This is a genomic window from Phyllobacterium sp. MT110, from assembly GCF_058792715.1.
In genome coordinates, this window is the sequence record NZ_JBXAFE010000001.1 from 1,411,339 (window position 1) to 1,432,443 (window position 21,105).

General features: G+C 56.6%; 19 protein-coding genes. 14 read left to right on the forward strand and 5 right to left on the reverse strand.

Annotated elements, in window-relative coordinates; all coding sequences use genetic code 11:
* Positions 1-36: 36 nt before the first annotated feature.
* Both AC1Q5O_RS07370 and map read left to right on the forward strand, forming a co-directional pair.
* On the forward strand, positions 37-249 hold the full coding sequence (locus tag AC1Q5O_RS07370; RefSeq protein WP_492562254.1) for a ParD-like family protein: 213 nt from the start codon (positions 37-39) through the stop codon (positions 247-249).
* Complete coding sequence (gene map / locus AC1Q5O_RS07375; protein ID WP_492562255.1) at positions 246-1,040, forward strand: type I methionyl aminopeptidase; 795 nt, start codon at positions 246-248, stop codon at positions 1,038-1,040. Before AC1Q5O_RS07370 ends, map begins: the two co-directional genes overlap by 4 nt.
* Before the next feature lie 5 nt (positions 1,041-1,045).
* On the opposite strand, the gene wrbA is transcribed toward map, so the two are convergent.
* Positions 1,046-1,645, reverse strand: coding sequence for an NAD(P)H:quinone oxidoreductase type IV (wrbA, locus tag AC1Q5O_RS07380; RefSeq protein WP_223613104.1), 600 nt, complete (start codon positions 1,643-1,645; stop codon positions 1,046-1,048).
* Positions 1,646-1,818: 173 nt separating this feature from the next.
* Here wrbA and AC1Q5O_RS07385 point away from each other — a divergent pair, with 173 nt between their 5' ends.
* From AC1Q5O_RS07385 to AC1Q5O_RS07410, 6 genes are all read left to right on the forward strand, one after another.
* On the forward strand, positions 1,819-2,568 hold the full coding sequence (locus AC1Q5O_RS07385) for a competence/damage-inducible protein A (RefSeq protein WP_492562256.1): 750 nt from the start codon (positions 1,819-1,821) through the stop codon (positions 2,566-2,568).
* Positions 2,569-2,694: 126 nt separating this feature from the next.
* Positions 2,695-3,537, forward strand: coding sequence for a universal stress protein (locus AC1Q5O_RS07390; RefSeq protein WP_223613102.1), 843 nt, complete (start codon positions 2,695-2,697; stop codon positions 3,535-3,537).
* A 159-nt stretch (positions 3,538-3,696) separates the two neighbouring features.
* A complete protein-coding gene (gene gpt, locus AC1Q5O_RS07395; protein ID WP_223613101.1) occupies positions 3,697-4,194 on the forward strand; it encodes a xanthine phosphoribosyltransferase in 498 nt (165 codons plus the stop codon).
* Between the two features lie 358 nt (positions 4,195-4,552).
* Complete coding sequence (locus tag AC1Q5O_RS07400) at positions 4,553-4,987, forward strand: NUDIX hydrolase (protein WP_492563105.1); 435 nt, start codon at positions 4,553-4,555, stop codon at positions 4,985-4,987.
* A 17-nt stretch (positions 4,988-5,004) separates the two neighbouring features.
* Positions 5,005-5,604 (forward strand): tetratricopeptide repeat protein, encoded by a 600-nt coding sequence (locus AC1Q5O_RS07405; RefSeq protein WP_492562257.1) that lies wholly within the window; start codon positions 5,005-5,007, stop codon positions 5,602-5,604.
* 597 nt (positions 5,605-6,201) lie between these two features.
* Positions 6,202-9,984, forward strand: coding sequence for a vitamin B12-dependent ribonucleotide reductase (locus AC1Q5O_RS07410; RefSeq protein ID WP_492562258.1), 3,783 nt, complete (start codon positions 6,202-6,204; stop codon positions 9,982-9,984).
* 279 nt (positions 9,985-10,263) lie between these two features.
* On the opposite strand, the gene AC1Q5O_RS07415 is transcribed toward AC1Q5O_RS07410, so the two are convergent.
* On the reverse strand, positions 10,264-10,569 hold the full coding sequence (locus AC1Q5O_RS07415) for a hypothetical protein (protein ID WP_492562259.1): 306 nt from the start codon (positions 10,567-10,569) through the stop codon (positions 10,264-10,266).
* Positions 10,570-10,662: 93 nt separating this feature from the next.
* Here AC1Q5O_RS07415 and AC1Q5O_RS07420 point away from each other — a divergent pair, with 93 nt between their 5' ends.
* Positions 10,663-12,210 (forward strand): arylsulfatase, encoded by a 1,548-nt coding sequence (locus AC1Q5O_RS07420; RefSeq protein WP_492563107.1) that lies wholly within the window; start codon positions 10,663-10,665, stop codon positions 12,208-12,210.
* A gap of 344 nt (positions 12,211-12,554) precedes the next feature.
* Here AC1Q5O_RS07420 and AC1Q5O_RS07425 read toward each other — a convergent pair whose 3' ends face one another.
* Together AC1Q5O_RS07425 and AC1Q5O_RS07430 are read right to left on the reverse strand one after the other, a co-directional pair.
* Positions 12,555-13,250: a hypothetical protein gene (locus tag AC1Q5O_RS07425; RefSeq protein ID WP_492562260.1), complete on the reverse strand. Its 696-nt coding sequence runs from the start codon at positions 13,248-13,250 to the stop codon at positions 12,555-12,557.
* 292 nt (positions 13,251-13,542) lie between these two features.
* Positions 13,543-14,529, reverse strand: coding sequence for a hypothetical protein (locus tag AC1Q5O_RS07430; RefSeq protein ID WP_492562261.1), 987 nt, complete (start codon positions 14,527-14,529; stop codon positions 13,543-13,545).
* A gap of 492 nt (positions 14,530-15,021) precedes the next feature.
* Here AC1Q5O_RS07430 and AC1Q5O_RS07435 point away from each other — a divergent pair, with 492 nt between their 5' ends.
* Entirely contained in the window at positions 15,022-15,171 is a 150-nt protein-coding gene (locus tag AC1Q5O_RS07435; protein WP_492562262.1) for a hypothetical protein, read from the forward strand.
* Positions 15,172-15,598: 427 nt separating this feature from the next.
* Positions 15,599-16,696, forward strand: a complete 1,098-nt coding sequence (locus tag AC1Q5O_RS07440; protein ID WP_492562263.1) for a helix-turn-helix transcriptional regulator — start codon at positions 15,599-15,601, stop codon at positions 16,694-16,696.
* Positions 16,697-16,894: 198 nt separating this feature from the next.
* Here AC1Q5O_RS07440 and AC1Q5O_RS07445 read toward each other — a convergent pair whose 3' ends face one another.
* The gene (locus AC1Q5O_RS07445; protein WP_492562264.1) at positions 16,895-18,874 is read right to left on the reverse strand and encodes a BTAD domain-containing putative transcriptional regulator; all 1,980 of its coding nucleotides are present in this window, start codon (positions 18,872-18,874) and stop codon (positions 16,895-16,897) included.
* A gap of 176 nt (positions 18,875-19,050) precedes the next feature.
* Here AC1Q5O_RS07445 and AC1Q5O_RS07450 point away from each other — a divergent pair, with 176 nt between their 5' ends.
* The 3 genes from AC1Q5O_RS07450 to AC1Q5O_RS07460 all read left to right on the forward strand — a co-directional run bounded on the left by AC1Q5O_RS07450 (position 19,051) and on the right by AC1Q5O_RS07460 (position 20,973).
* Positions 19,051-19,293 carry a YjiS-like domain-containing protein gene (locus tag AC1Q5O_RS07450; RefSeq protein WP_492562265.1) on the forward strand — a complete coding sequence of 81 codons (243 nt, stop codon included), beginning with the start codon at positions 19,051-19,053 and terminating at the stop codon, positions 19,291-19,293.
* 287 nt (positions 19,294-19,580) lie between these two features.
* On the forward strand, positions 19,581-20,156 hold the full coding sequence (locus tag AC1Q5O_RS07455; RefSeq protein ID WP_492562266.1) for a dihydrofolate reductase family protein: 576 nt from the start codon (positions 19,581-19,583) through the stop codon (positions 20,154-20,156).
* Between the two features lie 334 nt (positions 20,157-20,490).
* The gene (locus AC1Q5O_RS07460) at positions 20,491-20,973 is read left to right on the forward strand and encodes a DUF2867 domain-containing protein (protein WP_492562267.1); all 483 of its coding nucleotides are present in this window, start codon (positions 20,491-20,493) and stop codon (positions 20,971-20,973) included.
* The last annotated feature ends 132 nt before the right edge of the window (positions 20,974-21,105 follow it).

Below are 21,105 nucleotides of genomic sequence, written 5' to 3' on the forward strand. Positions count from 1 at the left end.
ATACGCTTCATTTACGAACCATATATGGAGATACCCATGGGTATTGTGAGCATAGATGACGATCTGCACGATCAGCTGCGCAGGGCGAGCAAAGTATCGTGCCGCTCAATCAATGCGCAGGCCGCCTATTGGATCAAAATCGGCATGCTCTGCGAGACCAATCCGACGCTCAGTTTCACCGCGATCATCGAGCGCGAGCTCAGTTCCGCCGGCGTTTCCGTGCAACCGCTGGCCGCGAGTGAAGCATGACGAAGCAGCCCCAGGAACTGGCATTGCTGGCCGAATCCGGCCGGCTGCTGGCGTCCGTGTTCGGGCTGCTGGATCGAACCTCGCTGATCGGCATGTCGACACTTCAGATCAATGCAATGGCCGAGCGGTTCATCGTCCATGATCTTCAGGCCCGCCCTGCGAGCAAAGGTCAGTACGGCTATGGTTTTGTGCTGAATTCCTCGGTGAACGATGTGGTCTGCCATGGCGTCCCGTCCCAATCGGAGATGCTTCGGGACGGCGACATCGTTAATTTCGACATCACGCTGGAGAAGAACGGCTATATCGCAGATTCCAGCAAGACCTATCTCGTTGGCAGCGTCAATCCGGCCGCAAGGCGGCTGGTCCACACCGCTTACGAAGCCATGTGGATGGGCATCCGCACCGTTCGACCGGGTGCGCGGCTTGGCGACATCGGCTGGGCAATCGAACGCCATGCCAAGCGCCATGGCTATTCGGTAGTGCATGAATATTGCGGTCACGGCATCGGCCGGGAGATGCATGAGGAACCGCAGATCCTGCACTTCGGAAAGCCGGGAACCGGCCTCACCCTGCGTGAGGGCATGGTTTTCACCATCGAGCCGATGCTCAATCAGGGCCGCCGGACCGTAAAAACACAAGCCGACGGCTGGACTGTCGTAACGAGGGACGGGTCACTTTCCGCACAGTTTGAACACACCGTAGCCGTTACAGCCTCCGGTGTGTCCGTACTGACGCTGCGTCCTGACGAATGGACGGCAGGACCGCTCAGGCGGCTTGCGCTGGTGGGCTGATTCAATCAGCCGTGCAGCTTGATGGTGATCTCGGCAACACGCTTGCCCTGGAATTTTGCGCCTTCCAGTTCCTGTGCCGAAGGCTGCCGCGAGCCGTCGCCATCGGCCGTCGTGGTCATGCCGTAGGGCGCTCCGCCGCGCACGACGTCATTGCCCATCTGCGCCTGATAGGCATAGGAGAGCGGTACGATGATCATGCCATGGTGCTGCATCTGCCACTGGGTGGAAACCAGCGCCAGTTCCTGGCCGCCATGCTGGGTGGCGGAAGACGCCATGACCGAGCCGACCTTGTTGATCAGCGCGCCCTTGACCCAGAGACCGCCGGTCTGGTCGAAAAAATTCTTCATCTGCGCCGACATCGAGCCAAAGCGCGAGGATACGCCGACAATGATCGCGTCATAGGTTTCGAGCTCGTCCACCGTGGCAATCTCTGCCTTCTGGTCGAGCTTGTAGTGATAGGCCTTCGCCACATCGAGCGGAACCAGTTCCGGCACACGCCGGACAGTGACCTCGGCGCCCGCTTCCCGTGCGCCGTCCGCAGCGGCATAGGCCATCTGCTCCATATGTCCCCAGCTTGAATAATAAAGCACCAACACCTTGGCCATGATCGTCTCCATCGTTGACATCGGTTGGACGGGAAAATGCCGCCATGTCCCATAGGTTAAGCTTTTCGCTGTTCGTTAAAACAGACATTGTCGTGACAAACTGTTCACCATTTGAAATGGCTTGCGGCGGCTGTTTGCGCCCATTACGGTCGCCCCGCGATAGGAGAATCCAGATGACGAATGAAGTCGTGAGCGCTGCCATGCTTGCCATTGGCGACGAGTTGCTGTCCGGCCGGACCAAGGACAAGAACATTGGCCATCTCGCCGATATTCTGACGGCGGTCGGCATCGATCTGAAGGAAGTGCGGATTGTTCCGGATGAGGAAGACCGCATCGTTGACGCGTTGAATGCCCTGCGCGGCGCCTATGATTATGTCTTCACCTCAGGCGGCATCGGCCCGACCCACGACGACATTACGGCGGACGCCGTTTCCAAGGCATTTGGCGTGCCTTGCGAGCATGATGCCAAGGCCATGCAGCTGATGGGCGACAATTACGCGGCGCGCGGCATGGAGTTCACCGAAAGCCGCCAGCGCATGGCGCGCATGCCGCGCGGTTCCGTGCATATCGACAATCCCGTCTCGACCGCGCCCGGGTTCAACATCGGCAATGTCTACGTGATGGCGGGTGTTCCCTCGATTTTTCAGGCGATGCTCGACAACGTGATTCCCACGCTGAGGGTCGGCAAACAGCTGCTTTCCCGTTCGGTCAATTGCCCCTTCGGCGAAGGCACGATTGCCATACCGCTGCGCGATATCCAGGCGGCGCACCCCGATACGATCATCGGCTCCTATCCGAAGTATGAAAACAACAGGTTTTCAACGGAATTGGTTGTCCGCGCCCGTGACGAGGACAAGCTTGCCGCCGCAGAACAGGCCGTGCGCGCCATGGTGGAACAACTCGTATCAGCCAAGCAAATCTGAGGAACCATAGGCCTGCGGCCAACGTTCCGGTTCGCACCTGCGATAAAATCACACGCGCCGGTCTTGCGTTCGGAGCGTATAATGCTCTGAATAGCAAGATCGACCTGTCAACCGATGGAGGCCCGCATGGCATTTCGCACGATCATCGCTTTTATCCGCAGCGAGCGCGAGGCGCCAAGGGTTATGGGCGCGGCAAAGCTGATCGCCTCTTCAAGCGAACGAACCCACATCATCGGCCTTTACACGATCCCCTCTCCCATCGTTTACGCAGATCCCACCGGTTTTGCCGATACGACCCTGTTCGAGGCGCATGAACAGCGCCACAAGGAAAATTCGGAGGCGATCTCTGCGCTGTTCAACAAGGAAATGGGCAAGGGCAGGATTTCCCACGAGTTCCGCATCGTCCGCTCGGAGAGCAGCAGCCCGTCGGCCGGTGTCACCCAAAGCGCCCTGCGTGCGGATATCATCGTGGCCGGGCAACCGGACCCGGATGATCCGGACAGCGTCAACGATGTCACCGACCCGCTTGTCATGGAAAGCGGGCGTCCCGTGCTGTTTGTCCCCTACAAGATCGAACTCCCCACGAAAATCAACCGCGTGCTCGTTGCCTTCAATGGCAAGCGCGAGGCTTCGCGGGCAGCGTTCGATTCCCTGCCCTTCCTGATCAAGGCCGAGCGCACGGACGTCGTCTGGATCGATCCGAAGAAAACCACCGACCCGAATATGGATATTCCGGGCACCCCGCTCTCGGACGCCCTGCGCCGCCACGGCGTCAACGTCAATCCTTTCACGATTGAATCCAATGGCGAGGCCGCCGACAAGATCCTGCGTCGCAAGATTGCCGACGACAAGGTGGATCTGATCGTCATGGGTGCCTATAGCCAGTCGCGCCTCAAGGAATGGGTATTCGGCGGCGTGACGAGCTCGTTCATATCGGACATGCCCTGCCTGACCCTGATGTCACGCTGACGATTGAGCGGATAAAGCCGTAAATCACATGTTTCTGCCCCCTTGCAAAGGGCAGGCCGCGCAAGCGGCTTGCCATGGGCAGGCATTTCCCGCTATTGCGAGACGCATTCCCTAGCGGATTAGCTCCGCCTGTTTCGTGTTTTCTTGATGGAGTGCGCCATGTCTCTTCCCGATAAAGCTTTTCCGGTGTCCTGGGACCAGTTCCATCGGGATGCCCGTGCCCTTGCCTGGCGTGTAGCGGGCATGCAGCGCGAATGGCGCGCCATGGTTGCCATCACCCGCGGCGGCCTCGTGCCGGCGGCAATCATCTGCCGCGAGCTGGGCATCCGCATGATCGAAACCGTCTGCATTGCCTCCTACCATGACTATGAGGAACAGGGCGAACTCAAGGTGCTGAAGGACGTCGATCCGCGCCTTCTGCAAGATGGTGGCGAGGGCATTCTCGTCATCGACGACCTGACCGATACGGGAAAAACCGCTGCCGTCGTGCGCGCCATGATGCCCAAGGCGCATTTTGCCACGGTCTACGCCAAGCCGAAGGGCCGCCCGCTGATCGATACGTTCGTCACGGAAGTCTCGCAGGACACCTGGATCTATTTCCCCTGGGATATGGGCCTGACCTATCAGGAACCGATCACCAAGGGACACCGGGGCTGACCAGCCATTTCCTGCGGGGGTAGCTGGAACCGCCCCGCCCAAACACGAATGGAACCATGACCTCGCTGGAGGCCATGGTATATCCTGACCGGCGCCGTTCATTCCGGCTGCCTCTCATTCTTCCGTAGAATGGATTCCCTGCCTTCGAAGTGATATTGCCTCCGCGGGATCCGCTGTGGTTTTTTTGCACTGCTGTTCAAAAAATCGACACAAGTCGCATATAAGCTAGGAACAGTAGCCTGAGAGTGATTGCGATTTGCAAGAATCGGTTCACAATCATTGAAACAAATCGCAAAAAAAGAGCGGAGCATTGAACTTAAATTACGCCAACGAGATCGTGACGGAAAAGCGGATTGAAATGCCGGACGGCAGAATCCGCCAGGTTGCCGCGCTCGTTTACCGGGTCAAAAAACACCAGACAGAGATTCTTCTGATCACCAGTCGCGGCACGGGGCGATGGGTGCTGCCCAAGGGCTGGCCGCAGGTTGGCAAGACCTTCGCCCATTCGGCCAAGACCGAGGCCTATGAGGAAGCCGGTGCGCGCGGTGATATCGCCCCCTTCTCCATCGGTGTCTATCGCTATGAAAAGCACGACATGTCGGAAGGCGAATGCGGCGATTTCGTCGTCGACGTCTTTCCCATGCATTTTTCCCATCAGGAAAAGAGCTGGCCCGAACGCGGCGAACGCCGCCTCGAATGGGTCAGCGTCGAAGAATGCGCCCGCCGGGTCGAAGAACCGGAACTGAAGGCCCTCATTGCGAGTTTTAATCCGGCTCTCGTCACCCCACGCTGATGGTCGGGACGAGCGATATGATCCGCCTCAATCTTTCGCTCGCCATCATCGCCATCCTTTCCAGCCCTGCCCTCGCTCTCGACAATACGCAATTGCAGAAGATCGAGCATGGCTGCATCGACGAGACCGCATCATCATCGCCGGAAGAGCGAATCAGCAACTGCAACAACTGGATTGACAGCGCGCCGGATAAGCTGCGCGCGAAGGCCTATTATGACAGGGGCAACGCCTATCTGGATGTCCAGAAGCTTGATCTTGCGGTTACCGATTATTCCCATGCCATCACCCTGAAGCCGGACTTCAAGGATGCCTGGTACAGCCGGGGTTATGCCAGGCACGACCTGGGCAATTACGATCAGGCGATCGAGGACTACGACACGGCGCTCAAACTGGCCCCCGAAGACATCGACAGCCTGTATGGCAAAGCCTATGCCTCTCAAAAGAAAGGCGATCTCGACGCGGCGATTGCCGGTTACACCGCCGTTATCCGTCTCAAACCGGACTATCCCACCGCCTTTTACAACCGTGCCATCGCCTACAACGCCAAGGGCGATACGGAAAATGCCACGCGCGACGCCCTGGAATATGAGCGACTGAAGGACAAGAACCCACAATAGGTGGTGTTGGACGCCATTGGCGCCACGTTTCCATGCGTAGCCAGCTACCGGAAAAACAAGCGAAAGTTCTCCCCGTTATCCACATATGTGACACACAAGATGTTGCGGTCACAAATATGTAAAAAACTAATTCTTGACGCTCGACCCCGAGTCACTTTTTATAGGGCAGTCGTTGCGTTTGTGGCGTGACCGGGGAGTAATGTGACCGGTCTTTTTCCCAGTTTATGCAGTGTTTTTCACAGCTTGCGCCCTATGGCGCACGCCGGTGATGACCTGTGTCTGCAGCCGGAAGAATACCATTGTGCACAGAGAAATATTTGTTGGGTAAATGGTGTCTTAACACAATATTTAGTGTTTACAGGTACGTTCGACACCAGATAATGTGACATTCTCATTTGGGGCGAGTCACAAAACAGGCGTCAAAAAAGGGCCGCCGGGCCCAGGACTGAAGCGGTGAAAACCGCATCGAGGACAGGTCGCGGCGACAGCACCGGATTCAAGGACTGAATCCGGATAGGACGGGTGTGTGTTCTTGATGCGCGCAGCTCTTCACATGGCGCCCAACGAACACTATATATAGAGACAAGGACGAAGCAGATGCGGATCGAACGGCGTTTTACCAAAGAGAATCAATCAGCCTATGCGGACATCGAATTCCGCGTAGCGACGAGCGAGATCAAGAATCCCGACGGCTCTGTTGTGTTCCGTCTGGAGAATATCGATGTGCCGGCCCAGTTCAGTCAGGTCGCGGCCGACATTCTCGCGCAGAAATATTTCCGTAAGGCAGGCGTACCGGCCAAGCTGAAGAAGGTTGAGGAAAATTCCGTCCCTTCATGGCTGTGGCGTTCGGTTGCCGATGAAGAAGCTTTGGCAGCGCTGCCGGTCGATGCACGCTATGGCTCGGAAATGGATGCGCGTCAGGTTTTCGATCGCCTTGCCGGCACCTGGACCTACTGGGGCTGGAAGGGCAAATATTTCGATTCGGAGAAAGACGCCCTCGCCTTCCGCGATGAGCTCGCCTATATGCTCGCCACCCAGCGCGTCGCCCCCAATTCCCCGCAATGGTTCAACACAGGCCTGCATTGGGCCTATGGCATCGACGGCCCCGGCCAGGGCCACTATTACGTCGACCCGGATACCGGCAAGCTGACGAAGTCAAAATCGTCCTATGAACATCCGCAGCCGCATGCCTGCTTCATCCAGTCCGTCGCCGACGATCTGGTCAATGAAGGCGGCATCATGGACCTGTGGGTTCGCGAAGCCCGCCTGTTCAAGTACGGCTCCGGCACCGGCTCCAATTTCTCGTTCCTGCGCGGCGAAGGCGAAAAGCTTTCCGGCGGCGGACGCTCCTCCGGCCTGATGTCCTTCCTCAAGATCGGTGACCGCGCTGCCGGCGCCATCAAGTCAGGCGGCACGACCCGCCGCGCCGCCAAGATGGTGGTGGTTGATGTCGATCACCCCGATATCGAGGAATATATCGACTGGAAGGTGAAGGAAGAGCAGAAGGTTGCCGCTCTCGTTACCGGTTCCAAGATCGTCAAGCAGCATCTGGCTGCCATCATGAAGGCCTGCGTCAACTGCGAAGCCGACAATGGTGATTGCTACGAACCCGCCAAAAACCCGGCGCTGAAGCGCGAGATCAAGGCGGCCAAGAAGAACCAGGTCCCGGAAAACTACATTTACCGGGTTATCCAGTTCGCCAAGCAGGGCTACACGGATATCGATTTCAAGACCTATGACACCGACTGGGATTCGGAAGCCTATCTCACCGTTGCCGGCCAGAATTCCAACAATTCCGTGTCGCTCAAGGATGAATTCCTGCGCGCCGTCGAGAACGATGGCGACTGGAGCCTGACCGCCCGCAAGGACGGCAAGGTCATGAAAACCCTGAAAGCCCGCGACCTCTGGGAAAAGATCGGTTACGCCGCCTGGGCGTCCGCTGATCCGGGCCTGCATTTCAACACCACGATGAACGATTGGCACACATGCCCGGCGGCCGGCCCGATCCGCGCCTCCAACCCGTGCTCGGAATACATGTTCCTCGACGACACGGCCTGCAACCTCGCATCGATCAACCTCCTCACCTATCGGGGCAAGGACGGCAAATTCGACGTGACGGGTTATGAGCACACGGCCCGCCTGTGGACCATCGTCCTCGAAATCTCCGTGATGATGGCGCAGTTCCCGTCCAAGGAAATCGCCCGCCTCTCCTATGAATACCGCACGCTCGGTCTCGGCTACGCCAATATCGGCGGCCTGCTGATGACCTCGGGCATTCCCTATGACAGCGCCGAAGGCCGCGCCATCGGCGGCGCCCTCACCGCCATCATGACCGGCATTTCCTACGCGACCTCGGCCGAAATGGCCAAGGAGCTGGGCGCTTTCAACGGTTATGCGCCGAACGCCGCCAACATGCTGCGCGTCATCCGCAACCATCGCCGCGCTGCCCATGGCGAAACCCAGGGTTATGAAGGCCTCGCCGTCAACCCGGTTGCGCTGATTGCTTCCGACTGCCCGGACCAGGACCTGATCGCCCATGCCCGTTCGGCCTGGGACAAGGCGCTGGAACTCGGCGAAAAGCATGGCTACCGCAATGCGCAGGCCACCGTCATCGCGCCGACCGGCACGATCGGTCTCGTCATGGACTGCGATACCACGGGCATCGAGCCGGATTTCGCTCTGGTCAAGTTCAAGAAGCTCGCCGGTGGCGGATACTTCAAGATCATCAACCGCGCCGTGCCGGAAGCCCTGCGCACGCTCGGTTATTCCGAAAGCCAGATTGCTGAAATCGAAGCCTATGCCGTCGGTCACGGCAATCTCAACCAGGCACCCGCCATCAACCCGGGTTCGCTGAAGGCCAAGGGCTTTACGGACGAGATCATCGCCACGCTGAACACGGCGTTGAAGTCGGCCTTCGACATCAAGTTCGCGGTCAACAAATGGACGGTCGGCGAAGACTTTGCCAAGAATGTTCTCGGCTTCACCGATGAACAGCTCAACGATTTCTCCTTCGAAATGCTGCCGGCACTCGGCTTCTCCAAGAAGGAAATCGAAGCCGCCAACATCCACATCTGCGGTGCGATGACACTGGAAGGCGCGCCCTTCCTGAAGGAAGAGCATTATCCGGTTTTCGATTGCGCCAATCCGTGCGGCAAGATCGGCAAGCGCTATCTCTCGGTCGACAGCCACATCCGCATGATGGCCGCCGCCCAGCCCTTCATCTCCGGCGCGATCTCCAAGACGATCAACATGGCCAATGAAGCAACCGTCGACGACTGCAAGTCGGCTTACATGCTGTCATGGAAACTGGCACTGAAGGCCAATGCGCTCTACCGCGATGGCTCGAAACTGTCGCAGCCGCTGAACTCCTCGCTGCTCGCCGATGTGGATGACGACGAGGACGATGCCATCGAGGCGCTGATCGAGGCGCCTGCCGCCGCCCGCGCGGTGCAGGTCACCGAGAAGATCGTCGAGCGCATCGTCGAGAAATATATCCACGACCGCGAGAAACTGCCGAACCGCCGCAAGGGGTACACCCAGAAAGCCGTCGTCGGCGGCCACAAGGTCTACCTGCGCACCGGTGAGTTCGATGACGGCCGTCTCGGTGAGATTTTCATCGACATGCACAAGGAAGGCGCTGCCTTCCGGGCGATGATGAACAACTTTGCCATCGCCATCTCGCTCGGCCTGCAATATGGCGTGCCGCTGGAAGAATATGTGGAGGCATTCACCTTCACCAAATTCGAACCGGCCGGCATGGTTCAGGGCAATGACGCGATCAAGAACGCCACGTCGATCCTCGACTATGTGTTCCGTGAGCTGGCTGTCTCCTATCTCGACCGCCACGATCTTGCCCATGTCGATCAGTCCGACTTCTCCAATACTTCGCTGGGCCGCGGTATTTCCGAAGGCAAGACCGAGCCGGTATCCAAGGGCCTGACCCGCGGCGCCGTCCTGAAGATGGTCAGCCCCGGCGCTCCTGATCCCAAGGGTTTCGGCTCGGGTGCACCGAAGGCCGTCATGGCGTCGAATGTCACGGCCCTAGCGACCCGCTCCGCCGTTGCCATCGCGACCAAGCCGGCCATTGCCCAGGCGCAGGACGAGGCCACGGGCTTCAAGCGTGACTATGAGGAACGCGCCAAGGACCAGCTGGAAGAAGACACATCCGCTGCCTCCGCCCTGTTTGGGGATGCCAGCGCCGAAGCCGCGGCGGAAGAAGCCAAGGCCGAAGCAAAGAAGGTGATGTCCGACCGCCGCATCAAGTCGATGATGCAGGGCTATACCGGCGACAGCTGCTCGGAATGCTCGAACTTCACCATGGTGCGCAACGGCACCTGCCTGAAGTGCGATACATGCGGAAGCACGTCCGGCTGCAGCTAAACCAGCCGAGTTGTTGGTGGGAGACCCAAAGTTCTGTATTTAGGACCCAATGTTCCGTTCTGCCACCAACGAAGTCAAAGGCTTAGCTGAAAAACTATTTCCAGAGAAAACGGGTTTCCCAAGGGTTGGGGAACTCAAGAAAGCGAAAAGCCCAAACTCATGGTTTGGGCTTTTTCTTTTTGAATGACGTTCCCTGAGGCCGCGTCGGATTGGGCAACATCAACGCCACAAATGGCAAGGAATCTCCTCACGGTGCAATTTCACTCCGCGTGGTGTCCGTCAAGTTTGGTGCTCAGCCGAGGTCAAAGACCATATCTGTTTGATTGATAAACTGGCATCAGCCATATCGATTTCTATGATCGGTTTGACGCATTGAGCTTCGGTTACGCAGCGCGACACGCGAGCCTCCAAATTTCGTTGACAGGCTGCCCCCTCCGCCAGAGCCATGTTGAAGGGCGACATTAACAGTAACGTACTTGTTTCCTGGGTTTCGTCGATCACTATCCGGATGCTGAATTTCCAATTTGTCCGGCCAACGGTCTGAACCAAGGAGAACAAGCCATGAGCGCGGCTGACGACGTCCACGAGACCTCCCCTACATCTGAGACAGACATCTCTCCACTCAATCTCAGTCGCCGCAGACTTCTCATGGGCGGCACGGCACTCGCAGCCGCATCGATGATGGCGTCAAGCGCGTCAGTCGGCACCGCACAGGCTCAACAGCAGCCCGCGATCCCGAGCGGCAAAAAGCCGAATATTCTCGTCATCTTTGGCGACGATATCGGCCAGACCAACCTCAGTGCCTATTCGTTCGGCTTGATGGGATATCCGACGCCCAACATTGATCGCGTCGCCCGCGAAGGCATGATGTTCACCGATTACTATGCGGAGCAGAGCTGCACGGCAGGCCGTTCGACCTTCATCACGGGCCAATGCACTCTGCGCACCGGACTGTCAAAGGTGGGCCTGCCCGGCGCGAGCGTGGGTTTGCAAGCGAGAGATGCGACCCTCGCGGAACTGCTCAAGCCGCTCGGCTATGCCACCGGGCAGTTCGGCAAGAACCATTTGGGCGATAAAGATGAATATCTGCCGACCAATCACGGCTTCGACGAATTCTTTGGCAATCTTTACCACCTTAATGCCGAGGAGGATCCAGAGAACCACTTCTATCCTCAGGACCCGGAATTCCGCAAAAGGTTCGGTCCCCGCGGCGTGCTCAAAGCATCTGCCGATGGCAAGATCGAGGACACCGGGCCGCTGACGAAAAAACGCATGGAGACGATTGACGACGAGACGTCGGCCGCCGCGATTGATTTCATGCAACGCAAGGCGAAGGCGGACCAGCCATTCTTCTGCTGGTTCAACTCAACGCGCATGCACTTTCGCACACATGTGCGCGAATCGCATCGCGACAAGCCGGGCCTCAATTCGAGAACGGAATACGCCGACGGCATGATCGAGCACGATGCGACCATCGGCCAGGTTCTCAAGGCAGTGGACGATCTCGGCATCGGCAACGACACCATCGTCATCTATACCACCGACAACGGCCCGCATCAGAACTCCTGGCCGGATGCCGGGACGACGCCGTTCCGCAGCGAGAAGAACACCAACTGGGAAGGTGCATTCCGCGTGCCTTGCATGATCCGCTGGCCGGGACGGATCAAACCCGGTTCGGTCTCCAATGAGATGATCAGCGGGCTTGACTGGCTACCGACCTTGATGGCAGCGGCGGGTGATCCCGACATCAAGGACAAGCTGCTCAAGGGTTATCAGGCCGGAAACAAGACCTTCAAGGTGCATCTCGACGGCTATAACCAGCTCCCCTACCTCACGGGCAAAGAGGAACGCGGGGCTCGCAAGGAATTTATCTATTTCAATGATGATGGCGCGGTCGTGGCGCTGCGGTTTGAGAACTGGAAGGTCGTGTTCGAGGAACAGCGTGTCGAGGGCACGTTACGAATCTGGGCCGAGCCGTTCACGCCCCTGCGTGTCCCAAAACTATTCAATCTGCGATCCGACCCCTATGAACGCGCCGATGTCACGTCAAACACCTACTACGACTGGCTCATGTCGGACGGCGCGGGAATTTTCCTGGCCGCACCACCCATCGTCGGTGCGTTTCTGGCGACCTTCAAGGAATATCCACCCAGTCAGCGCCCATCGAGTTTCAGCATCGATCAAATGGTCGAGAAGTTGCAACGGAGTTTCGACACCGCAAAATAGCGATGCGGCAGCATCCGGCCAAAGAAAGGCCTTTGGACGGATTGGATACGAGGATCACGGTGGAGAACGTGCGTTCTCGGGCATCGAGACCTCCATCGTGCCGAATTCCAGCATGGATCGCGATGTCCGCCACGCCCAGCCTAATGGCTTGAAATGGCGCGGCCAAGTCCTTCGGATAACAGAACACGGATTAGACAAACAAGAGGCTGTCGCGGTCATAATCCTGTTGCCAATCCAAAAACATGAGGAACAAAGGCCGGACAACATCAGAATTCAAGGCTAGTTCAAAGAGAAAGAAATTCTGACACTTTTGGCTTTGTAAGATTCCTGTGGTCCCGATTTTTTCAATGACGCTTGGCCGCCGTTCCGGAAAGTGACATCAGCTTGTAGGCCTCTCCACCAGGAAACCTCGGATAGCTAAGTTTATAAAACATTCCATAATCCGCAAAGTAGCCCATTCGCAGTGTAGTGCTGTAAGGGCCTGTGCCAATGTTTTGTTCTATGGCTTTTGTACAGTCGTAAATTCGCACCATTCCGGAAACCGCGCCGGTCACGACGCTCGACGCTCGCCTCTCGGATTTGTAATTGCACACCCTTGTTTCGTTGACAGTAGTCTTGTCACGATCAGAAACCGTAGAATATTTTATCGCAAACACGTCCGACAAATATATGGGAAGTGTCTTTGCTCTGATCTGAATAGTCTCGACACGGTTTCCGCGCTCGCCGATAAGGCCACGCAAGAAAAACCGCTGTACGCCATGATTTGCGGAGCCGCATTCATCTGCATAGCTCCAATTATCCTCGACGTACGAATCGCCGTTTTTCGGCTTCCAGGTATGTTTGGTGAACTTTCTTGTACATAGATTGTCATAGAAGTCGGTGGTTAGCATGGTAACCATCGGAGGCGCGCCACTGAACCATCGTGAATCCGTGACGGTTTGCCATTGGCTATCTGTAAAGAAATTTCCGGCATTCGCTTCGATGGGAATGAGCATCACGGAGGCAACGAATAGGAGAGCGGTTTTTTTCAAGAGCAGCATTGTAATCCTCGTCCATCTATCGGCTGCGATCATTTCGGATGCTAAATGGCCCCATTTGGCTCGAGGCTTATTGAACCAACGGAATGTGATAACGCCTGATCAGGCTATCCTGCCGGCTTTGGCGAAACTCCGGCAGCAAGCAATTACAGACAACCCCGAGGCCTCGTGATCTTCCAGATCAGTGTGACACCGATGCTCTCTACACAAAATAGCTGGTACGGTTGTCAGCCTTGGCCCGTGGGATCCGGCAAAAGGCGGGTATCTCAACGGCTATCAGATTTCGATCTGCCGCTCAAAAGCGCGCATCAAAGCGTTGAAATGCGCAATTTACCGCAGGGTTGCCTGTTTTTTCATTTTTCTGAGTACATTCCGTAACGCCATCTGCACCGGGCGGTACAATTAACCAGCCAGTTGCACCGCTGAAAAACACTTCGCCCTGAACGGCTCTTTTGCAACTGTTATGATAAGTTAAGACGATCTTTGTTCCGACACAGAATTTTCGATTGGGTATCATGCAGAACTCTGGCGTTCCTCCAACAGGGTGAAGTACAACAGAACCTACCTGCTTCGCGCAATCATCCGGCGACATTCCAGTTTCTGCATCGATAGTCTTTGTCTTTCCACCACCAACACTCTTAAAGCCAGGAGACAGTCCCTCTGAGGGCTTTATTTCTACAAAGTTTGATTTGTTGGGCTTCGGTCTGGCTTTCATCGCATAGGCATTTGCGAGTTCTCGGCAAACAGCGGTTGAAGCTGTCTTTGCATCCTTGCATTTATGGCTCTTGTATTGGCGCTTGATATCCTCGAGCGACATGGCTGTAGGCGGGGTTGTTTTGGTCGATGTTCCATTGGACGGCGAGACACGATTGTTTGCGCCGGATGGGTGCGATACCGGCAAATTATCAAAACTATTGTCTATCTCTTTGTTTTTTTCCTTGATTTGTGCGTAAACGCGGTCGATGCAAATCCCCTTGGCTTTGAAATTGTATTGGATGAGATTGCACGTGGCGATGTCCGTTGCCGTATTGGCTATACTCAATTCGCTTTGTTCAATTTTGGCACGATTCAACGGCTGTGGCTCTGGTGTTTCAGGCGTTGCTTCACTATCGCTGGGCCTTCTTACAATCGTCTGAAGGGCGTTGTTAATGCTGTTGTAAATTACAGCGTTGTTCCCGCTAGTCCCGCCTCCCCCGCACTTGGCGGTACCGTCACAGCCCCTGGTACCCGCATACGTACTTGTGACAAATAGCTGTGCCGCCAAAAGGGGCATGACGGCCATTGCGCGAACCATCCCACCATTGCACTGCATTCATTCCCCCATTTTTGACACTGATCTTATTGCACCGGCTGATCCTTTATCGCCGTATCAGTTCGAAGCGGCGAAAACGGATAACTCGGAGAGCAGAAGCTGAAATAGTGGCGATATACGATCAAATTTGCCCAATTTCGTCCAAATCGATAACCGAAACCCCGCCGCAAGATTATTTCGCGCTTGGTTTGTGCGCTGAAATCGGCAACGGATAAGCCATTGTTACAGCTGAATTATTCGGGAGATAACTCTATCTGTTGTTTCAATGGCCCCATTCGTAGGTTCGAGCCGATAGGGCCTAAAAGCAAGCCTACCTGCCCAACCCTTTCCGCTTTGATTTAAACTCACAACGCACCTACTGGCATCCTCTATTGCCACCGCCAGAAGCTCGGCCACTACCGCCACAAGTGTATTTGCCAGATTGTGGCCGATATGCTGGTGTGCGGTGCACTGGTGGTCGGTATGCAGGCGCATGCGTTGCCGGTGACCGATATGCTGGTGCGCGGTACGCGGGCGGCCGATATGCTGGTGCATGATGATACACGGGTGCCCGATATGCGGGCGCATGGGTTGCCGGTGATCTGTACACAGGCGGACGATAAGGAGCATTGACACTACTTTGTGGGATGTACACATTGCGTGGTCTGACGACCTGTACCTGCAACGGATTATACATGGCCAGTGCAGGCATGGTCAGGCAAGATAGGGCGATCATCGCAACAGCCCCTTTAATCACAAAACTTTTCATACTGCGCTTCCACTCCGTTCGAGAAGTACTGGTCGCTGCCAAATCGACTTTGAGAGCAAATTGTTTTGCCGGGTTGGAACAACGCGACGCTCTTCACTGTAGATCAGTGAGAATACCGCACATCACTCAATTGGGTGATGCTGACGAGATTACCGTATGGTCAGCCTGCATTTGTTTTCGATTGACTTGACCCGTTGAGACGACTGTACAATGCATCCGACGGATCCTTAGCGCGCAGCTATCTGTCAGGGATTGCGGATAGTTGATCTTCAAAATTGCAGGAGAATAATTATGCCTGTGAATGCGCTAGCTTTGGACACAGCAGCGGATCTGCTTCTTGAGGCGGCTCTCGGTACGTTGAGCTGGCCGCAAGCGTTACATTCCATCGCGGAAGCAAGCGATGCCATGGGCGCGAACACCATGCCCATTCGCAGCCAAATTCCTGCAGCCATTCGGTATACGGACAATCTCGAAGGTCTCACCGACTACTATTTCCAGCACGAAGCATATCGTTGGTGCATTCGTCAGAAGGGTTTACCGCTTCTGGAAAGCAAGGGCATTATGGTGGACCAGGATTGCTCGACCGTCGAAGAGCGAAAAAACTCCCTGTTCTATCAGGAGTTTCTGGCAAGGTTCGGCATTCACTGGAGCGCATATATCGGATTTGAAGTCGGCGCTGATCTTTGGAGCTGCCTACTCCATCGATCGCCTGCAGCCGAGCCATTTAGTCAACCGGAACAGGAACTTCTCATCCGGTTGAGATATCCGATGAAAGCGGCAGCAAGCCTAGCTTACAAAATTGGTCTCAACCACATCACCGGAATGAAGGAAGCGTTTGAGCTTGGAGGCGTGGCAGCACTGTTCTTCAATCGCGCTGGCAAGGTATGTCATGTGACGACCAAGGCAGGAAAACTGCTTCATTCTGGCATCGCCATCGCGAATGGTGAACTCTGCAGCAATCGTGCTGGGGACAACGGTACGTTACGCAGACACATCTACAGCATGATCAACAGCGGATTGATTGGTGATCTTGCCGCCAGCAAGCCGGTCACACTGCAACGCGACGTCGGCCGCCCGTTGATCGTGCAAGTCCAACGCGTGAGAGGCAACGTGCAGGATCTATTTCCCGCAGTCTCTGCAATTGGTTTGCTGACGGATCCCCAAGTATCAGTTCAACCCCAAGAGCAAATCTTGCAGTCTGTATACGGCCTCACTCACGCCGAATGTCGTTTGGCCATATCCTTGGCCGCGGGAGAGGATCTCACAGCCATCGCTGATAATTTCAACGTATCTTATCATACCGTTCGCGCGCAGTTGAAAAGCATCTTCATAAAACTGGGTGTGAGCCGACAGGGCGAGTTGGTGTCACTACTTTTACGGCTCAACTGATCGAAGGGCGATGTCGTTAGTACCAATCTTACAATGAAGCGCTGAGTCCCAAAAACTCGAAAGCTATGAGAAAATGATCGTTTAGAGTGGCAATGCATGAATGCACCACCAGCCCTTGAGGACAGTACCCCCCAACCATCGCGGAAAGGTTGAACGCGCTGTTCGACACTGTTCCGGTCGCAACCGGACGATACGCTGCTACTCAGGGAGTCCCGCCATCCTGAGCGCTTCGATATATCGATTGCGATCGTCCGGTCGCCGGAACGGTGGGAGCACGCCGGCAAGATTGGACAGCCGCAGAGCGGGTTGCATCAGGCACAGGCGAGCGATCGTTTCCCGGGCTTCACCGATCCGCCCGGCCATGGCATGGCCCGCGGCCATCACGCGCATTGCGCTCGGGTAGTTTGGCTGGTGCCGTAACGACTTTCCCGCCCAGGCGGCAGCGTCATCATAGCGGCCGGCGCAAAAATGAGCGAGCCCGGTGTTGAACTGCCAGGCAAACAGACGTGGATCCAAAGGGCTGAGGCACATGGCAAGAGCCGCGTGTTCGACGGCCTTGTCCGGCTCGCCGAGACATGCCCTCACCCAGCTGCTGGCCCCGGCGGCCGCGGCCAGATTCGGGTTGAGAAGGAGGGCGCGATCGATGCAGGCCGCACTATCGTCGAGGTCGCCGGCGACATAGCCGAGGACATATCCGGCATAGGTGAGCGCAACCGCATCGTCCCAGCCGAGTTCGACCGCTCTCCTGGCCAGCCGGGTCGCTTCCGCAGTTTCCTCTGCGGGATCGCGCATCCAGCCGTTGCTCTTTCGGGTGGCGTAGCACCGTGCCGCCCGGGCATGGGCTGCGGCGAATTCCGGGTCGCGCTCGATCGCCGTCATGAAAAACCGCAAGGCCTCGTCAACGACCGATCTGTTGGTGACCGTCCGGTCAAAGGCCGCCAGGCCGCGCAGATAATGGTCATAGGCGTCGAGGCTCCCGGTCGGCTTGCGTTTGGCACGCTCGATCTCGGCCTCTTCCACTTTCGGTGTTATGGCCCCGACGATGCTCGAGGCGACCTGGTCTTGAAGGTCGAAAACATTCGCCAGGGTTCCGTCAAAACGATCCGCCCAAAGGTGCACGCCCGTCGACGTGTCGATGAGCTGCCCGGCGATGCGCAGCCGGTCACCCGTCCGGCGCACGCTTCCCTCGACCACATAGCGGACGTCCAGCTCGCGCCCGACCTGCTTTATGTCGACCGCCTGCCCCTTGTACGTAAAGCTCGAGTTTCTGGCGATGACATAGAGGTGCCGGAATTGCGCCAGCGCGATGGTGATGTCCTCGACGATGCCGTCGGCAAAATATTCCTGCTCCGCATCGCCGCTCAAGTTCTGAAATGGCAGTACCGCAACCGAGGGCCGATCGTGATGCTTCAGCGAAACTGGGAAGACCTCCTGCTGCGATGCGGAGCCAGGCCGCGCTTGCAGTGAAGCGGCCAGGGCAGACGTCTCTGCCTCAGGCTCTGCTTGAAGATGCTTCTTCAAAAGAGTCCGGCATACCTCGAACTGGCGCAGGGCCGCATTCTCGTGTCCCCTGAGCGCATGGATCCGCATCAACGCCCGATGGGCGGGCTCCACGGTCGGATCCGCAGCGAGCAGCCTCTCCGCCAGCCCTTCGCAGGCCGTTTCTTCCGCCGAACCCGGCTCCTGGAGCGCGAGGCTCAACCGCTCCACGAGCTGCAGCGCCTTGCGCTGATAGGCGCTCCGATAAGGTCCGAACCATTCGTCCAGTTCGCCCGGAATGGTCTCCCCCGCAAGCACCTCGCCGCGATATAGATCCGCGGCCAGGGCGAGATCAGCAGCACGGCCCGCCTCCAGTCTCAGGTCGAAGACCGAAATGTCGGCTTCATCCGGACTGGCAATCAGCGCGATGGTCTCATGATCGCCGTCGATGTAGACGGCGGCATCCCCACCGGCCGCAAACGATCGCCTGATATCGACCAGCGCCTGGCGCAAACTGTTGCGGGCCTGTTCATTGCCTCGCCCCGGCCAGAAGGCCTCGGAAAGCAATTCCCTGCGATAACCGCGGCGGCCACCAAAGACAAGGGCTGCAAAGAGTAGCGCCGTCTTGCGCGTGGTGAAGCGGACTTGCCGGTTCTCCGGCGAAGTCACTTCAAGACCACCGAGCAACCTGATGCGCAAAGACTGTCTCCCAGATTTGGACTGCCGCCGCAGAATAGCATTTCGGCAGACAGATTTAACGTCGATTTAGCGGCGGGTTGTCGACGTTTTCCTGGCTGTTCACGCTGAGCCGAACAGCACCCAAACGCCCGTGTGTCAGGCTTCCACTCACAAACCGCAACCATGGGAGACTGAAAATGGCTCAAATCGAAACGCACACCGGTATCCGCGCACCGGAAAAACAGGTGTCGGGATCCAGGTCGAACCCCGTAGCCGCAATGGTTGCTGCCCTGAGGGCGTGGCAGAGCGCCGGCGCGAGACGCAAGGCACTGGCAGACCTGACACCCGATCAGCTTAGGGACATCGGCTATTCCGAAGCCAATCGACCCATACTCGAGGTCAAAGCAGGTCTGATGACGACGTTGATGTCGATGCGGTAGGATCGGCAGAACCCACGGCAGGCAAGTGCCGGCTGTGGGTCTGTGACCAGTCGCAACCGAAGAAACAATCGTCGGATACCCCGATGCAACGAAGTTGATCGAGCGCGCACGACCAACAGATGGGCGCTCCCCACAGATGCAGTAGTTCAAAATATCTGATGGTGCAGTACCAGCCATTCGTTCAAAATTACTCGTTTGATATAAGTGCAATGCTGACTAAGCATGCTTCGACATAACCTTGCATGGCGTCGTTCATTTACATTCCTGATAAACTGGGAGGAAATTGCATGAGCAAAGTTGTGCTCTTTTTCGCCATGTCGCTTGATGGCTTCATTGCCGGTCCTGATATCAGTTCAGTTCATCCCATGGGTATAGGTGGTGAGCGGCTGCATCGGTGGATGTTTGAGAATGTTTCTCCTATCGACATGGAACGGATGCGAGAGCCCGCTGAGCGCGTAGGTGCCGTCATCGTCGGCAGGCGGACTTACGACGTCGGCATCGATTTGTGGGGCGACACGCCATATCCGGTTCCGACCTTCGTCCTGACCAATGAGAAGCGCGATCTGAAACAGATGAAAAGCGCGGCCTTTACTTTTGTCAATGATGGGATCGGGAGCGCCCTTCGGCAGGCACAGATGGCGGCCGGTGCGAAGGATATCATGCTTATGGGTGCCAATACCGCGCAACAGTTTATCCAAGCCGGACTGGTCGATGAAATGATCTTGCAGATTGTCCCGGTTTTGCTTGGTGCGGGCAGCCGGCTATTCGATCATATCGGTTCTGAGATGATCGAACTCGAAATACCGCAAGTTGTGGCATCCCCCGCCGTCACCCATCTGAAATTCATTGTCCGAAAACCATGAAAAGGCAGCATGAACTAAATCGGTCCTGTCACGATCATCTGCAGTAGTCTTGCCGCCATGCCCCCGCCCGAGGACATGGATGCTTAGCTATGTGCAGAGATGATAACACATCGGGCCGGAGCACGCTGGTCACCATTCTCTTCACTGAAGACTACCCCTCACTGAGAGCGTTCAAATGGTCATTTTTTTAACTTCGGGCCAGTTAGGCTTTGTACGCGCCCGTCCGATTGCACCGAGTTGGCTCTGAAGCACATTGTCACAGCCGCCGGTTTGTCCACGGCAGAGTTTTCGAGTGTGGTAGATTTCGGCAGCAACGCAAGCAAAAGGCCCACTCGTGCGCGACCTCCAGAAACCAACCAAGGTCCATCCAAGATTGCCGCATCCGGCATTGGCCGAGGCCGATTGGGCGGATTGTTACCAGTTGCGTATCAAAAACCCTGATCTGACGGCCATGGATGCCGCTAGATTGGTGCTTGGGCATTTTCCGCGATGGGTACGGGTGCTGATGGCGATCCGGAATACAATTGTTGCGCCCTTCGGCATCAAGTCTTCTGCGGCCCATTCTCCCACCGAGATGGAAATGGTTGGCGTCTTTCCCGTTGTCAGCCAGTCCGTGCACCAAGTGGTGCTTGGCTTCGACGATCGCCATCTCGACTTTCGCGCCGTGATCGATGTCCGCAATGATGGCGGGGAAAAGCTTGTCGGCGTGATGACGCTGGTCAGGCGCAAGAACCTGTTCGGCAAGCTCTACCTTCCTGCTATCATACCGTTTCACAAGCTCATTACCTTGGCATTGATCAACAATCTCAATCGATAACCCTCCCCGTAAAATAGTGGCTTTAGTGACTTCGTAATTGATAGCAGGCGTTTAGACGCCTATCTGCCAATATTGGGGGCATTCATCGGTGCGGGGATATGCATCCGTAGTCATTCAACTAAACCGTGCGCT

Coding starts and splice junctions, on each gene's coding strand:
- AC1Q5O_RS07435 (WP_492562262.1), top strand. CDS start 15,022: ATGCAGGCGCATGCGTTGCCGGTGACCGATATGCTGGTGCGCGGTACG.
- AC1Q5O_RS07425 (WP_492562260.1), bottom strand. CDS start 13,250: ATGCTGCTCTTGAAAAAAACCGCTCTCCTATTCGTTGCCTCCGTGATG.
- AC1Q5O_RS07455 (WP_492562266.1), top strand. CDS start 19,581: ATGAGCAAAGTTGTGCTCTTTTTCGCCATGTCGCTTGATGGCTTCATT.
- AC1Q5O_RS07450 (WP_492562265.1), top strand. CDS start 19,051: ATGGCTCAAATCGAAACGCACACCGGTATCCGCGCACCGGAAAAACAG.
- map (WP_492562255.1), top strand. CDS start 246: ATGACGAAGCAGCCCCAGGAACTGGCATTGCTGGCCGAATCCGGCCGG.
- gpt (WP_223613101.1), top strand. CDS start 3,697: ATGTCTCTTCCCGATAAAGCTTTTCCGGTGTCCTGGGACCAGTTCCAT.
- AC1Q5O_RS07410 (WP_492562258.1), top strand. CDS start 6,202: ATGCGGATCGAACGGCGTTTTACCAAAGAGAATCAATCAGCCTATGCG.
- AC1Q5O_RS07440 (WP_492562263.1), top strand. CDS start 15,599: ATGCCTGTGAATGCGCTAGCTTTGGACACAGCAGCGGATCTGCTTCTT.
- AC1Q5O_RS07390 (WP_223613102.1), top strand. CDS start 2,695: ATGGCATTTCGCACGATCATCGCTTTTATCCGCAGCGAGCGCGAGGCG.
- AC1Q5O_RS07400 (WP_492563105.1), top strand. CDS start 4,553: ATGCCGGACGGCAGAATCCGCCAGGTTGCCGCGCTCGTTTACCGGGTC.
- AC1Q5O_RS07420 (WP_492563107.1), top strand. CDS start 10,663: ATGATGGCGTCAAGCGCGTCAGTCGGCACCGCACAGGCTCAACAGCAG.
- AC1Q5O_RS07430 (WP_492562261.1), bottom strand. CDS start 14,529: ATGGCCGTCATGCCCCTTTTGGCGGCACAGCTATTTGTCACAAGTACG.
- AC1Q5O_RS07385 (WP_492562256.1), top strand. CDS start 1,819: ATGACGAATGAAGTCGTGAGCGCTGCCATGCTTGCCATTGGCGACGAG.
- AC1Q5O_RS07370 (WP_492562254.1), top strand. CDS start 37: ATGGGTATTGTGAGCATAGATGACGATCTGCACGATCAGCTGCGCAGG.
- wrbA (WP_223613104.1), bottom strand. CDS start 1,645: ATGGCCAAGGTGTTGGTGCTTTATTATTCAAGCTGGGGACATATGGAG.
- AC1Q5O_RS07405 (WP_492562257.1), top strand. CDS start 5,005: ATGATCCGCCTCAATCTTTCGCTCGCCATCATCGCCATCCTTTCCAGC.